The 14,950-nt window shown below is 66.8% G+C and carries 13 protein-coding genes; 6 read left to right on the top strand and 7 right to left on the bottom strand.

Going from position 1 to position 14,950, the window contains the following annotated elements; all coding sequences use genetic code 11:
* The coding region (locus U9979_RS11765; protein WP_322779418.1) for an arylsulfotransferase family protein at positions 1-1,122 on the bottom strand (1,122 nt) is incomplete at its 3' end.
* On the opposite strand from U9979_RS11765, the gene U9979_RS11760 reads away from it, so the two are divergent.
* The 3 genes from U9979_RS11760 (at position 1,115) to speB (ending at position 4,140) form a co-directional block, all read left to right on the top strand.
* Positions 1,115-1,441 (top strand): hypothetical protein, encoded by a 327-nt coding sequence (locus U9979_RS11760; protein WP_322779417.1) that lies wholly within the window; start codon positions 1,115-1,117, stop codon positions 1,439-1,441. The genes U9979_RS11765 and U9979_RS11760 overlap by 8 nt on opposite strands.
* A 373-nt stretch (positions 1,442-1,814) precedes the next feature.
* Positions 1,815-2,882 carry a 2OG-Fe(II) oxygenase family protein gene (locus U9979_RS11755; RefSeq protein WP_322779416.1) on the top strand — a complete coding sequence of 356 codons (1,068 nt, stop codon included), beginning with the start codon at positions 1,815-1,817 and terminating at the stop codon, positions 2,880-2,882.
* Between the two features lie 85 nt (positions 2,883-2,967).
* Entirely contained in the window at positions 2,968-4,140 is a 1,173-nt protein-coding gene (gene speB, locus U9979_RS11750; protein WP_322779415.1) for an agmatinase, read from the top strand.
* Positions 4,141-4,148: 8 nt separating this feature from the next.
* Here speB and U9979_RS11745 read toward each other — a convergent pair whose 3' ends face one another.
* The gene (locus tag U9979_RS11745) at positions 4,149-4,934 is read right to left on the bottom strand and encodes a DUF2071 domain-containing protein (protein WP_322779414.1); all 786 of its coding nucleotides are present in this window, start codon (positions 4,932-4,934) and stop codon (positions 4,149-4,151) included.
* Positions 4,935-5,034: 100 nt separating this feature from the next.
* On the opposite strand from U9979_RS11745, the gene U9979_RS11740 reads away from it, so the two are divergent.
* Positions 5,035-5,895 carry a slipin family protein gene (locus tag U9979_RS11740; protein ID WP_322779413.1) on the top strand — a complete coding sequence of 287 codons (861 nt, stop codon included), beginning with the start codon at positions 5,035-5,037 and terminating at the stop codon, positions 5,893-5,895.
* On the opposite strand, the gene U9979_RS11735 is transcribed toward U9979_RS11740, so the two are convergent.
* Positions 5,863-6,678: an SAM-dependent methyltransferase gene (locus tag U9979_RS11735; protein ID WP_322779412.1), complete on the bottom strand. Its 816-nt coding sequence runs from the start codon at positions 6,676-6,678 to the stop codon at positions 5,863-5,865. The two genes, U9979_RS11740 and U9979_RS11735, sit on opposite strands and share 33 nt — an antisense overlap.
* 78 nt (positions 6,679-6,756) lie before the next feature.
* On the bottom strand, positions 6,757-8,763 hold the full coding sequence (locus U9979_RS11730) for an acyl-CoA dehydrogenase family protein (RefSeq protein WP_322779411.1): 2,007 nt from the start codon (positions 8,761-8,763) through the stop codon (positions 6,757-6,759).
* A 222-nt stretch (positions 8,764-8,985) separates the two neighbouring features.
* On the opposite strand from U9979_RS11730, the gene U9979_RS11725 reads away from it, so the two are divergent.
* Both U9979_RS11725 and U9979_RS11720 read left to right on the top strand, forming a co-directional pair.
* Positions 8,986-9,645 (top strand): TetR/AcrR family transcriptional regulator, encoded by a 660-nt coding sequence (locus U9979_RS11725; RefSeq protein WP_322751074.1) that lies wholly within the window; start codon positions 8,986-8,988, stop codon positions 9,643-9,645.
* Positions 9,646-9,718: 73 nt separating this feature from the next.
* Positions 9,719-10,180 carry a hypothetical protein gene (locus U9979_RS11720; protein WP_322756570.1) on the top strand — a complete coding sequence of 154 codons (462 nt, stop codon included), beginning with the start codon at positions 9,719-9,721 and terminating at the stop codon, positions 10,178-10,180.
* A gap of 308 nt (positions 10,181-10,488) precedes the next feature.
* Here U9979_RS11720 and U9979_RS11715 read toward each other — a convergent pair whose 3' ends face one another.
* From U9979_RS11715 to U9979_RS11705, 3 genes are all read right to left on the bottom strand, one after another.
* The gene (locus U9979_RS11715) at positions 10,489-11,976 is read right to left on the bottom strand and encodes an AAA family ATPase (RefSeq protein WP_416219996.1); all 1,488 of its coding nucleotides are present in this window, start codon (positions 11,974-11,976) and stop codon (positions 10,489-10,491) included.
* A gap of 305 nt (positions 11,977-12,281) precedes the next feature.
* Complete coding sequence (locus tag U9979_RS11710) at positions 12,282-13,172, bottom strand: PfkB family carbohydrate kinase (RefSeq protein WP_322751953.1); 891 nt, start codon at positions 13,170-13,172, stop codon at positions 12,282-12,284.
* Positions 13,173-13,307: 135 nt separating this feature from the next.
* The gene (locus U9979_RS11705; protein ID WP_322779409.1) at positions 13,308-14,561 is read right to left on the bottom strand and encodes a peptidase M50; all 1,254 of its coding nucleotides are present in this window, start codon (positions 14,559-14,561) and stop codon (positions 13,308-13,310) included.
* Positions 14,562-14,950 lie beyond the last annotated feature (389 nt).

The raw sequence follows: 14,950 nt of genomic DNA, 5'->3' as shown, positions 1-14,950 counted from the left end.
GTTCCGAAACGCTCGATAGGAGATGTTGGAACCCGGCATCTTCGCGTCGTAGCGCAGGCTCTGCAGGCCGTTGTTCTCGGAGTTTCCCGCACCCGCGTACTCCGAATAGTACGACTCCTGACCCCACCCGATGAACGCGTCGCCGTTGGACAGCGCCTGCGTACTTCCCTGGGATGCCGCGTACAACGGTGGCTCATGATAGTAGGTCTTCACGGCGGACGCGTGGTGGTGACGAAAGTCGAGGCTGAGGATCAGGCCGTGCGACTGCTGTTCGGGTGTGTTGTCCGGTGAATTGCAGCAGCCGTCGTCGAACATGCTGATCGTGTTTCCCGGCCGGAATCGGGCATCGTGCTGCCAGTAGAAGTCCGCGTTCTGACCGAGAGTGAAGTCACTCTTCTTGCCACCGAGTTGCCAACGGATCCTCCCGGTACGCTTGACGATGTCGTAGACCGCCCACATATTGCGAGCAGAGACCAACAGCTGCCCGCCGGCTCCCTCGTCGATCGAATTCATGTGGTACGGATCCCATATCCCAGCGGATGACGACGCATCGGAGGCCGGCACCTGCGAATCGGTCGGGTTCACATGCGCCAGCATGTCCCACGAGAAGACAAGTCTGCCGGTGGCAAGGTCGACCTCCTGGATCTCACTGTCCAGGATCGCACCATTTCTGGGACCCCCGTAGGGGCGGAGATCCATGGGTACCGGTTTAGACGCGATGAACAGCGCAGTCCCCCGGCGGGTCAGGAGGAACTCGTGCTCGTCCGCGTTGAATCCGTGCCGCGCCGATACCGTCCTGAGCAGACGATAGTGGGTGTCGTAGATGTAGTAACACCCGCCCGGCTCGGGTGCGCCGCCCGGCAGGTTCGTATACGTAGGCGGGATGGCGATGGATCCCTGCCACCAGGTCAACACCGGCTGCGCCGTTCCGGTCCGGGAGTTGTGATAGGTCTGCACCCTGAAGTCGGCGTTCTGGAGATTCGTCGAGGACAGCGGGCGGAACCAGACCGGATCGCCGGAGTCGTCGGCGATCAGTGACCCCGTCTGGCCGACCATCCCGCTCAGGCTGTAGGGGGCGACAAAAATCTTGCCGGGCGCCGTTCCCGGTCGTTGCGTGGTCACGGCAACCCGCATGGGATGCAGGTTCGGCGCGGACACGAAGCTCCACACGCTGCTGCCCGACATGATCGGTGCAGGGGTGGCCGAACCGCTCGACATACCAGCGCTGCCCGATGGGGGGGCGGGCTTCGTCGCACAGAGGCGAGGCGAGACCGCTCTCGAACTCGCCGCGGCGGCGGGCCCACAGCTCACGATGATAAATCCAACAGCACACACCAATGCCTCGACGGTACGACTCGTCCTTTTTCTTGCACTGCGAGCCCACAACTCTCGCACCGCCATTGCCGACCTCCTTAGCAGCCGGACGCTCCTGTCCGATTGAGGCCCGGCCTGACTTTGTCCTGAAACCACCCGGCCACGAATGATCAGGGTTGGGGAGCAGGCGCTCTCTGGTGACGACAGCCTGTCGATCGGGCCGACTCACGCTGGACTGAATGCTCCAGCAGCGGGAACAGCGCGCTGACGGTGGTAGTGACAATACCAGTCCCGCGACTGAGGCAGCAGGCAGCCGGGCGCTGCCGATACCGGCACATCGCCATCCTGGATCAATCAGGAGAATCGCGGGAAACTGAACCCACATCACGATCGGCACCTCCCGGCCTTTCCGACGGAGCTCCGATGGTGCGGCTCCGATGGTGCGGCTCCGATGTTCTGAAGCGGGTCGCAGCGGCGATCCTCCACGCAAGGAGGCCGAGTTGACTGAGCTACGAACCTTCCACCTGCCCGAATCCGTCAACGGGACGGAATCCGACATCGTTCTGGCGCGTGCGATGATGCAGGCATGGCGAATGGACGGAATTTTCCAGGTCGCCACGAGCCCGGCCCAGGACCAGAAGACCCAGGCTGCGATCGAGGCGAGCAGACGCTTTTTCCGCATGCCCATGACGGTCAAGTCCGGGTGCGTCAGTGATCTGACCTACAGCGGCTACATCGCGTCCGGGGAAGAGGTCACGGCCGGCGAGGCGGACTATTCCGAGATTTTCACCGTGTGCAAGGACGTCGCTCGCGACGATGCCCGCGTAGAGGGACAGTGGCCGTGCCACGGCCCGGCCCCGTGGCCTGACGCCGACTACCAGCGGAGCATGCAGGCGTTCATGGACGAAGTCGGTACGTTCGGTGAAAGATTACTCAAACTGACCGCTCTGGGGCTGGGAGCGGCTGACATCGACGCATTGACACAACTGACCGACGACGGCTGGCACCACATGCGGGTGCTGCGCTTCCCCGCCGCATCGGAGCAGACCTCCCGGGGCATCGGCGCCCATACCGACTACGGACTGCTGGTGATCGCCGCCCAGGACGACGTGGGCGGACTCTACATACGTCCACCCGTTGCGGGCGAGCGGCGGAACAGGAACTGGCTGGCGGACGAAAGCGCGGCGGGAATGTACGAAGATGTCGATCCGTGGACGTTCGTGAAGCCGGTGCCGAGCGTACTGACGGTGTTCCCCGGTGACATTCTTCAGTTCCTGACGAACGGATTTCTTCTTTCAACCCCGCACAAGGTCAGGCTGAACACCCGGGAGCGCTTCGCACTCGCCTACTTCCACGAGCCGAATTTCGAGGCCTGCGTCCGTCCGTTGTCCGGCCCGACTTCTGATTACATCCACTATGGCAGTCATTTCACCAACATGTTCATGCGTAGCTATCCGGACCGGATCACCACGCGTCGGATTCTCGAGGAGGACCGCCTGTCGATTCTTGCCCGCATGCGAGGTGAAGCCGAACGCCTGACCGCTGGCAGGGAAATGGTTACACCATAAGCCGACCGTACCTGCAACGAGGCATTCGGACGGTACGAGGACAGGTACCAGGACAGGTACCCGAACAGCATTGTGGAGGCATGGGATGGTGGCGTCCGGAAACGACCGGGTCGACCGTGAGGGAAACTGGGCTCAGCGGGCCGAGGCCCAACTGCCGACCCGGCGAGCGGAGGAGGAGATCCAACGCCGGCTCGCTCACGGCCTGGCGGGCGCGCCGACGATCACTGATCGGACGATTCCGACCTTCGCCCGCGGGGAGATACCGCACTTCGCCGGTGAACGGGGCACCTTCCTGAAATGCCCGTACATCGAGGACGTACACGACGTCGCCGACGCCGAGGTGGCAGTCTTCGGGGTTCCTCTGGACGCTGGGACGACATACCGGCCGGGTACCCGCTTCGGCCCGCAGGGGATCCGGCGCTCGACCAACCTGTTCGGCACCTACTCCTACGAACTCGGCGTCGATCTGCGCGAGCAGCTCAACCTGGTCGACATCGGCGACGTGTTCACCATTCCCGGCAACCTGGAGAAGTCCTTCGACCAGATCAGCCAGGCAATGGCCCACGTCGTGCAACAGGGTGTGATGCCGGTCGTCCTGGGTGGGGACCACTCGATCGGCTTCCCGACCATCCGTGGGATGGCGCCGTACCTGGACGGCAACATCGGCATCATTCATTTCGACCGCCACGTCGACACTCAGGCAAGCGACCTCGACGAGCGGATGCACACCACGCCGTGGTTCCACGCGACCAACATCGGCAACGCGCCGGCCACCAACCTGGTCCAGATCGGCATCGGCGGCTGGCAGGCGCCACGGGCCGGGGTCACGGTCGGCCGTGAGCGCGGCACGACCGTCATCACCGTTGGCGACGTGGAACGTGTCGGCATCGAGAAAGTCGCCGAACTCGCCCTGGAGACGGCGTGGAAAAACGCCAAGGCCGTGTACCTGTCCTTCGACATCGACGTGATCGACGCCGGCTTCGTCCCCGGAACCGGTTGGCCCGAACCGGGCGGTCTCCTGCCCCGCGAGGCCCTCAACCTCGTCCGTATGATCTCCGAGCCCGGCCTGGCGGGCATCGAGGTCGTCGAGTGTTCACCGCCCTACGACTGGGCCGAACAGACCGCGCTGCTGTCCAGCCGGGTGATTCTCGACAGCCTCGCCACCCAGGTCCGGGCCGGCAAGCTCGGTCGCAAACCGGCCACCGCCAACCGGGAGGCCTGGGGGCCCTATCCAGACAGCGTGCCCCAGCACCCCTGACCAGCCGTTTAGGACGGCATCGGCCGGTAGCGTTCGGGTCGGCCGATGCGAACATCGACTCCCGGGGAGTAGTGCACCAGGGGTTCGTCCCGCGGCTGCGGAAGTCCGGCCGCGGCGACGAGCCTGTCGTCGAGCGCCACAGCCTTGGCCCGGTGCATCGGCCACGGCTCGTGCCATGCCCGCGCGAAGCGGCGCCGGGTACCGGCCGCGCTGAACAGGATCCACCGGGCCGTCAGGAAATGGTCCCGCTCGTCGAGGTCACCGGATCCGAACGGCTCACCGATCCGGATCGTCATCCGGCTGGTGGCGCGCGGACCGGGCCACCGCCGGGCGCAGGTGTAGGAGATCTCGTCCGGGGTCTCCACCAGCCGCATCGACGACCAGAAGTAGGGCAGCCGGTAGGTGGTGCGCGCGACGCCCACCGCACCGAGCCGGGCCGCGTCCAGAGAGAAAAACCAGATTCCCCGCCGCCCTTCATGATCATGAACGTAGGTACGGACGTTGGTTTCGCAGAAGGTCGACGCCCACGCCACCCCGTGCCCGGCCGCGGTCGCGACCCGCATGAAGAACGGCACCAGGCCGACCCATGCCGCCCCGTCGTAGGTGTCGACCCGCAGGCCGCCCGGAAGAAGCTGCTGTACCACCGCCGGATCGAAGGGCCAGTGCACGAACGTCAGCCGCTCCCAGCGCTGTCGCATGATCGGTCTTTCCACCGTGAAGGGACACGACGCACCGAGCCCGGCCATCCCCTCCCCGACCATCCCATCACCGGCATCTGGGTCGTCGCGTTGCATGACCTCATGATGGCGGGATATCAGGCTTTATCCCATAGCCGATGGTTAGAAAAGCGACAGATACCCCGTACCGGCAGCGGGCAGGCTATGATCCCTTTTTGTGATCGTCTTACTGATCGTCCTGATCGTGATCGCCGTGCTGGTGCTGCTCACCTCGCTGAGAACAGTGCAGCAGTACGAGCGGGGGCTGGTGTTCCGCTTCGGCCGGCTGCGGCCCAAACTCCGCTCCCCCGGTCTGACATTGGTTGTTCCGTTCGGCATCGACCATATCGTCAAGGTCAACATGCGGATCGTGGCGATGTCTGTGCCCACCCAGGAGTGCATCACCCGGGACAACGTGACGCTTACCGTGGAGGCGGTCGTCTACTTCCGGGTCATCGACCCGGTCAAGGCGATCGTCAACGTCGAGAACTACACGTTCGCCGTGACTGAGGTGGCGCAGACCTCACTGCGTTCGGTCATCGGCCGCAGCGAACTTGATCAACTTCTTTCCGACCAGGAAAGGGTGAATGCCGAGCTGCGTGCGGTGATCGACGAACCCACCGAGAAGCCGTGGGGAGTCAAGATCGAACGGGTCGAACTGAAGGACCTCGCGCTTCCCGAGTCGATGAAGCGGTCGATGTCGAAGCAGGCCGAAGCCGAACGGGAACGGCGAGCCCGTGTGATCACGGCTGAGGGTGAGTTCCAGGCGTCCCGGATGCTCGCCCAGGCCGGCCGGGTGTTGGCCGCGGATCCCAGCGGCCTGCAGTTGCGACTCCTGCAGACCGTGGTCGAGGTGGCTGCGGAAAAGAACTCCACGCTGGTGATGCCGATTCCGGTCGAGTTGTTGCGGTTCTTCGACCGCGTCGTGCCTGTCGCAGACCCAACCAGCACCGCAGACCCAGCCGACGCAGACGCAGGGTCGGCGCGTTCGGGTGCGGAAAGCGCGTTACGGCTTTCGTCCGACCGCGCAGAACTGTGACACCTCGGCCGCACCCGCTTCGGCGGAATCCGGCTGCCACCGCGAGCACGACACCACCCCGGGCTCCAGCAGCTCCAGGCCGTCGAAGAAAGCGGCGATCTCCTCGCGGTTACGCAGAGTCATCTGCGATGAGCCTGCGTCGTTCCAGAGCCGGACCGCTTCCTCCATCGCCTCGCCGTGGACCTCCGCGCTCGGATGAGCGACCACCAGGTAACTACCAGCCGGTAGTGCGGCAAGAAACGTCGCGACGCTCGCCCGCGCCTGTGCGGTGTCAACGACGAAGTTCAGGGAGCCGAGGAGCATCAACGCGACCGGCCGGGTGAAGTCGAGCGTGGCCTGCGCCGCCAGCAGGATCTTCTCCGGGTCGCGCAGGTCGGCATCGACGTACTCCGTTGTCCCCGACGGGCTGCTGGTCAGCAGAGCGCGGGCGTGTACCAGCACGATCGGATCGTTGTCCACGTAGACGATCCGGCACTCCGGCGCGAGCGCCTGTGCGACTTCGTGCGTGTTGTCGGCCGTGGGTAGACCGGTGCCGACGTCCAGAAACTGCCGGATCCCCGCCTCCGCTACGAGATAGCGGACAACCCGGCCGAGGAACGCCCGGTCGGCGCGGGCGGACATCACGAGGCTGGGCATCACCGTGAGGATGTGCTCGGCCATCTCACGGTCAGCCGCGAAGTTGTCCTTACCGCCGAGCCAGTAGTTCCAGACCCGGGCCGAATGCGGGATCGACGTGTCCAACGACAAGAGGGCCTGGTCAGGGGCCTCGGAAAGCTCGGACATGACGCGGCGCCCTTTCGATCGATATCCCCGGTCAGCCGACAGTGTAGGGCCTCTCCGGTGGATATCGGCCGATCGGGATCAGGTTCGCGGGGCCACACCGATCGGCCGCACGGATCCCATCGCCGCGGCTTGGTCCACGGCATCGACACCGTCCGAGTCGTCGGCAGCCGTCGCGGCCGCGCCGGCGTCCGCCCAGCCTGCATGATCAGTTTCTTCGGCGGCGCGGCGGGCGTCGGCGAGGAACGGGCCGCCACCACTGGGGTCGAGCACACCCGCCTCCGCCCAACCGAACCTGCCGGTCAGGACCTGCTGCGCGGCCCGGAAGTTCTCGGCGTCGTCGTTACGCCACAACGCGTCGAAGAGGGCGTCGACCCGCCGCCGGGACTGCCGGCAGAACAGGTCGGCCAACTCGACGGCGGTCGGCTCGCCGTCCCGCGCCAGCATCTGCGCGCGGACCACGGACGCACTCATGGCGAACAGCTCCGCGCCGATGTCGACGATGCGACCGAGGAACATCTGCCTCTTTTCCATCCCGCCCTTCCAGCGGCTCATGCCGTAGAAGATGGAGCGGGCCATCTTGCGCGCGGACCGTTCGACGAACCGGAGATGGCCTGCGAGCGAGCCGAACTCGGCGAACGAACGGGGGTCGGTGCCCTCCCCCACGGCGAGCCGGGGCAGCCAGCGGGCGTAGAAACCCGCGGCGCGCGCGGAGGTCCGCGCCCTGGCCGACAACGGGACTTCGGTGTCGATGATGTCGCCGGCGACCGCCAGGTGGGTGTCGACGGCTTCCCGGGCGATGAGCAGCTTCATGATCTCGCTGGAGCCTTCGAAGATCCGATTGATGCGCAGGTCGCGCAGCATCTGCTCGGCCGGGACGGGCCGTTCGCCCCGGTTGGCCAGCGACTGGGCTGTCTCGTAGCCACGGCCACCGCGGATCTGCACCATCTCGTCGGCGACGAGCCAGGCCATCTCGCTCGCGTACAGCTTGGCGAGCGCGGCCTCGATCCGGATGTCCTTGCCACCTTCGTCGGCCATCATCGCCGACAGTTCGACGACCGCCTCCATCGCGAACGTGGTCGCGGCGATGAACGCGATCTTCTGGGCGATCGCCTCGTGCCGCCCGATGGGCTGACCCCACTGGACCCGCTCGGCGGCCCACTCACGGGCGATCCGCAACGCGTATTTGGCGGTGCCGGCGCAGACCGCGGGCAACGCCAGCCGGCCGGTGTTGAGGGTGGTCAGCGCAATCTTGAGCCCCTCACCCTCCCTGCCGAGCCGGTCCTGCGCCGGTACCCGTACCCGATCGAAGTGAGTGACACCGTTCTCGATACCGCGTAGCCCCATGAACTCGTTGCGGTGCTCCACCGTCACACCTGGTGCGTGGGCATCGACGATGAAGCAGGTGATGCCGCCACGATGGTCCGCGGACTTCGGTACGACCGCCATCACGACCAGCCGGTCGGCGATCACACCGTTGGTGGTCCACAGCTTGCGCCCGGACAGCTCGTAGGCCGTGTCGTCGTCCACGGGGACCGCACGCGCGCTCATCCGGGCCGGGTCGCTTCCCACGTCCGGTTCGGTCAACAGGAACGCGCTGATCTCATTACGGGCGACCAGCGGCAGGTAGGTGCGCTTCTGCTCGCTCGTGCCGAACCTGCGGACCGGTTCGGCCACGCCGATCGACTGGTGCGCGGAGAGCAGCGTCGGGATGGACGAGTGCCAGCTGCCGGCGAGCGCCAGCGCACGGTTGTAGTAGAGGGTGCTCAGGCCGAGGCCGCCGTACTCCTGCGGGATCTTCATACCCAGCGCGCCGAGCCGCTTGAGTCCTTCGACGACATCCGCCGGGATGTGACCGTCCCGCTCGATCGCCAGTGGATCCACGTGCTCGCGCAGGAAGGCCGCCAGCCCGGTGAGGAAGGCCTCGCCCCGGTCGTGGTCGGCCGCCGGCGGCCGTGGATGCGGTGAGATGAGATCGAGGCGGAGGTGACCGAGGAACAGCTCCTTACCGAACGACGGACGCGTCCATGCTGTCTCCCGCGCGGCTTCGGCGGCCTTACGAGCGTCCCTTTCGTCCACGTGTGGCATATTCAGCTCCCCAGGCTCAGCAGATCTGCTACGCCTTTACTTCCCCGTCCCGGGCGATCTACTTTCTGTCGCACACCGCAATCGCAGAGCGACTATTCAACCGTCCTATCAAGGGATATGTGTCTGGATGAAGATCGAATCGGATCGGATCGGCCGTGAGGTGGCGTCAACAGCGTTGACTACACTGTGGGTACCGACTACGAGGCAGATCAAAGGAGACCGGTGGAGACGGCGCAGCCCCGCCACACCCGCACCCCCCGTGGGACGTTGTCCCAGCAGCTTCTGCTCGACACCGCGATGGAGATCGTCGACATCGGCGGGGTCGGCGGCTTCAGCATGCGAGCGCTCGGCGCCCGGCTGAACATCGACCCGACCGCGGTCTACCGGCACTTCCGCACCAAGAACGAGCTCCTGGAGGCGCTGGCCGACCGGGTCGTGCGCGGTGAGGAACCGCTCCCCCACACCGACGACCCGCACGCCGACCTGCGCGAGACGTTCGCCCAGCTGCGCAGGTCACTGCTGCGCCATCCCACCCTCGCGCCGATCGTCCTGCGCCGGCCGCCGGGCGGCGAAGCCAGCTGGGACCGGACCAACCACGCGATCGGCCTGCTGCGTGACGCCGGCATGCCCGACCATGATGCGGCGAACGCCTTCCAGACGCTGCTCTTCTACACCCTCGGTCACGCCCTGACCGAAGCCCGCCACACCGCGGCGACCATCGCCCACAAGGGTCCGGACGCCACCGTCACCCCGGTGACCGCGATCAGCTCGGCCGCCGCCCGCTACCCCCACCTCGCCGCGGTCGCCGACCACCTCGCCGGGGCGATGGAAACCCAGTTCCACGAGGGTCTGGGCCTCATCCTCACCGCACTCGCGATCTGACCGCCCAACGCCCCAACGCCCCGACGACCCACCCCAGTTGACTTCGGAACGTGTTCCGAAGTATTTTTGATCTATGTCCGCTCTCACCGTTTCCTTCTCCGACCTGTCGAAGAACTCCAAGAGGGTCGCTGACACCGTCGAACGCGCCCAGCGCGTCCAGGTGACGCGGCGTGACGGCGAGAACCTCTACCTGACCACGGAGCATCATGATCGGCAGCGGGAGGAGACCGCCGACGTCACCGCCCGTCTGTTCACCGCGCTGATTGGCAACGACGAAGGCGCGCGGGCTGTCCTGCTCGCCCTGCCCGAGGTCTTCCCCTGGAGTAGGCACCTGTCCGCCGACGAAATGCGCGAGTTCCTCACCGACCTCGTGAACGCGACCCGCGACGTCGCAGAACTGGATATCCATTCCCATCTGCACCGGGTCATCGTCGAGTGGCGCGCCACCGCCAGAATTCTCGCCAACCCCGAACTGACCGCAGCGCTGACGGCGCCCCTCCCGGATGAGGACCATGGGGAGGTGTATGCCCCGTGAGCCCCAAACGCGGAGACGATGTTCCCGCTCCACCGATCGGCAGCACCGGCTACGCGGGCGCCTCGCTACGGCCATGCTCGGCGGCTCGGAGTACCCCCAATGGGAGTACGAGGTGACCGCTGGCGGCCGCGTACGTTACCTCGTCGACGAAACCCGCCGGACCGTGCATCTCGTCTACTCCGCCACCCGCCACCCCAGGGACACCGACAGCTGACGCTCACCGAACCAGGGGCAACATGGGTCTGTCAATCTAGCCGGTGTACATACATCAGACATCAAGGGCGACAGACAGCGCAGTGGAGCGCGGTTCACGGCTCGGCCCGCCCGTACAGGGTGTTGACGTCGATGAGGCGGACGTCGTCGCGCTGGTCTGCGAGAAGCCGCAGATCGGGACTGAAGCCGGTCAGCGAGAAGATCGCGAGGACGGCGTCGCCTGTGTCGTGGCCGTCCTCGGCCAGAACCGCACGGATGCGTTCGAGTCGGGTGAGGTCACCCGGAGTGCGGCGCTGGGCGGTCGCCTTCGCCTCGCCGATCAGGGCGATGCGGCCGCCTCGCACCCGGGGCTGCTCGCCGGCCGCGAGCGCCAGCACATCCACCTCGTGCCTGGCGCGTCCCGCGCCGTCGTGCACGGCCGCGCTGCCGACTATGCCCAGCGGCTGCCCATCGAAGACCTCCCGCGTCGCGAAGAGACGCGTCCAGGTCCGTGCCAGCTCCTCGACGTGCGGGCCGAGGATCTGCGCCGCGAACGTCGCGGTGGACGCCTGCCACACCGCGGCGGCCTCGTGACGTTCCAGCAGGTCACTGTAGGGCACTGTGATCAACTGGTTGAACCTGATGATCGGATCTGTCACCGTGATGACTGTGTTCCGCTGGCGCAGCATGTCCTGATCACGTCGCAGGTAGCCCGCGGACTCCAGGACGTCCAGTGCATGGGTGAGCGCTGTCCGCTCCCGCCCGATCATACTGCCGATCTTTGCCGGGGTGCCCGCACCGGACGCGACCGCGGTCAGGATGTCGTAGTAGAGGGTCCGCCGGGTGATGCGGGGATCCTCGCGGAGCAGGTGTTCGGTCTCGCTCCGCGTGAACAACCCAAGATCTGGATCAAGCAGGTTCTCCTGTACCCACGAGCCGAACTGCTCGACCGTGGCCGGGGGGTCGTCCTGCACGAGCTGGCGGTAGCCGGGCGCACCGCCGAGAACAGCGTGCAGGCGCAATGCCACTTCCGGGTCTGCCACTCCCCACAGCGCCGCCGCCTGACGGTAGTCGAACGGACCCAGCCGCATGTCCAGTGCCACCCGGCCGCGCAGTGCCCGGGACCCCGAGAGCAGCTCGGTCATCACGCTCATCGCGGAACCGCACAGAATGAGCCGGCCACCTGGAGTCCGCCCCAGTTGCGAATCGTCGTACAGGTGCTGGAGAAGCGACGGGATTTCCGGGGAATGGTCAAGGAGGTAGGGCAGCTCGTCAATGACCAGGAGCGGAGCCGTCCCGGATGAGCGATGTCGCTCCACGAGCTCCAGCGCGGTCGTGAGGATCTGCTGCCAGTCGTCCAGTTCAACCGCGGATGCAGGCAGTCCGGCGAAGCGGGCGAGAGCGGCCGCGAACCGCCGCTGCGCCGGCCGTCGGCCTTCCTCCTGTACCGCCGTCACGTACAGCCCGCCCGCCGCTTCGGTCAGGGCCCGCAGCAGGTAGGACTTGCCGTGGCGACGCCGTCCTGACAGCAGGCCGATCCGCAGGGCCGGTTCCCCTCGTGCGAGGAAGCGGACCAGCGTGGCCCACTGCTGATCCCGGTCCATGACATGTGCGGGCTTGTCCACGTCCACCATTCTGTATGTATTGATCTATACAGAACAGTATAGGTGCGGCCGACATCGCACAGTGAGAAGGGACGAACGCACGCTCCACAAAGTCCGCCTGGCTGATCTTCTGGCACTACGGGCCTGAGCCCCGCACGATCACCGTAGTCGCCATCAGGCCACATCCATAACACATGAAGACAATTTCCTACGGACATCCCATCAAGATCATGGACGGTAGGAGTCGTCAACACTGTTGACTACGGAATGGACTAGGGAAGGGTGCCCTGGCAGACGCAATCCGGTCAGGGGAACGCGAGAGAGCTGTCCTGGCCGGCCAGCTTGTCGATCTCCTCACGGGAAGCGATCGCCCGCGGACCGATCCCCTCGATACTCAGTGCGGCTGCCGCCGCCGCGAACCGGACCGCCTCGCTGACCGTGCTCCCGCCGTCCAACGCGATGAACAACGCGCTGGCGAACACGTCACCGGCCCCGGTGTCGTCGACGAGCTGGGACGTCTCGATGGCGGGGAACTCCTGCGTGCCGGTCGCCAGCAGCACCTCACATCCGCCGGCGCCCCTGGTGACCACGACGATGCCGCCGGCCCGCCGCACCGCCTGCGCCACGCCTTTCAGGTACGGCGCCTCATAGTCCGCGAACACCACCACATCGAGCCTGGCCGCGGTCGGGCCGTCGATCTCCAAGGGCTGATGGTGGACGAGACCATGTTCGTCCCAGGAACGGATCAGCCCCTGCGGGGTCAGGCCGAGAAGGCCCCGCGCTTGTGCCCGGACGGCCTCCTCGATGACGATTTCCCGCGCGACGGGAGCCAGGTGCAGTACCCGAGTTTCGGGAATCCGGTCAAGGCCGGACACCGAGCCTGCGGATTTTTCCAACCACTGGGTCCGGCGGCCGTCCATGCTTTCGTTGCGGAACCGCGTCGTGTCCGCCGACGGCTGGATGTAGAGGAACGCCTCGGTGGCAAACGGCATCCACACCGGTACCAGTTCCGGAGCACAACCGCGCCCGAGTCCCGCAACGCACAAGCCGAGGCGCGCCGCCTGGATGATGGCGTAGACCACACTTCCACCGACCGCGAGCGACGAATCGGGCCGGACGTCGAGGGTCGGGTTCCCCACTGCCAGGTAATCAACAGGTGGACCACTGACCAACGCCTCGGCGCTCCTGATCGTCATGGCCGCAACATTACTCGCGGGACTCTGCGCCCCCAGCTGCCCAGGTAGGCTCCTGCGCCGCTGCGTGCCCATCCGTCAAGCACAGAAGGCGAGCACAGAAGGCGAGCACGGGGGATGCGGCTGAAACTGAAAGGATCAGGGGCGGCCGTTTCGCGGCCCGCAATCCCGCGCCGGCGCCGGCACCGGCGCCGTACCCGTGGGCACCAGCGCGACGGTCGCCAGCGCTCGGGCAATTTCCGCGTAGCCGACCGTGCCGATCAGCCGTGGCCTGCCGACACCGCCGTCCAGCACAGTGCCGTCCAGCACAGTGCCGTCACCTACACCGTCGTCCAGCACCAGGGCGCACCCGGCGGCCGGGCGCTCGGCCAGCCGCGGGAGCAGATCGCTCAGAAGCTCGTTCGGTGTGGTCGTGGGCACCGCGGCCATCGGGACGCTGACCTTCGTCACCCGGGTCAAGCCGCGGTCGTCGAGCGGCACCGCGGCAAGATCGCGCAGGTGTGCGACGCCGGCGAGGCCGCCGTCGAAATCGACCACGGCGAACACCACCTGCCCGGACGCGGGTACCACCTGGTCGGCCATGTCCTCGACGACCGCGGACACCGTCCGCCAACCGGGCACCACCTCGGGTGCGGGCCCCATCACATCCCCGACGCGGACGCCCGCGAGCGCCCTGTTCGTCCGCAGCCGGGACTGTTCCACCCGGCCCGAGCCGAGCGCGAGCCACCCGAGCAAGGCGACCCACAGGCCCATTGCGCCTGCCAGGAAGATCAACACTGCACCTGAGGCGATCAGGATCCAACCAGTGATCACTCCGGCCCTGGCGGCTGCCGCGTCCGCGCGTTCACGGCTGCCGGTCCGCCGGTACACCAGCGCCGCGAGCAGGCGCCCACCTCCGGTGCGCGGGGCGGGCAGCAGCTCCGACAGGGTGATCAGAAGCGCGAGGCCACCGACCCAGAGCCCGACGCTGCCGGCCAGCGCCAGGCTGCCGCCCGGGGCGAGCCATCCCAGGGTGACCAGGCCCGCGCCACCGAGCCCGCTGACGGCCAACCCGACACAGGCGATGCGGGCTCCCGTCCGAGGTTCGTTGATGCCGGCGGTGGCGGCGCGCAGCCGACTACCGAAGGCGCCGACCGTGATCCCGTCCACCTGGACGCCGGCCCGGCGAGCGACGGCGGCCCGGGCGAGGTCGGCGGCCAGCAACAGGCCGAGGAGGAGCGCTGCTCCGGCAAGGCCGGCCGACAGGTACGCGACCGACGGCCGGTCCGGCACCGCGGCGGGAAGTGTGAAGGCGCCCAGCAGGATGGTCAGGAAGCCAATGGTCACAGCCACCCCGGGGCGCACCGAGACCGGAGTGCGTACCGTTCCCATCGGCGCATGATCGGCGGTCATGACCGTTCGATCCCCTTTCCGTCGCGGCCGCAAGCTGTGACAAAGATTGCGTTATGAAACTCGTCTCAAGGTTGCCCGATATCCGGCCCGCCCACACCATCCCGGACCCGGGAAGTTGATAAGAAGTCTCCTTACCGACCTTCAGGAATCCACAGACCTTCAGGAATCCACTGACCGGCAGGTATCCAGGGCGCCAAAGGGCCGGCGCACCTTCGCGCGGCTGGCGCCGGCCGGGAATGCCACAGTCCTCGACGCCGGCTCCGGAACCGGTCGCCACACCGCCGCGACACCGCCGCGACACGGCCGCGCTGCTCGACCGGCTGCCCGGGCCCGTCGTCGACTACGCACGGCTGACCGTCCGCCTGACATCGAGCCGACATCCAGCCGCC

Source organism: Protofrankia sp. Cas4 (genome assembly GCF_963555915.1).
In the GTDB taxonomy this organism is placed as follows: Bacteria; Actinomycetota; Actinomycetes; order Frankiales; family Frankiaceae; genus Protofrankia.
The sequence above is the reverse complement of the archived record's forward strand: the minus strand, read 5'-3'. Positions and strand labels throughout refer to the sequence as shown.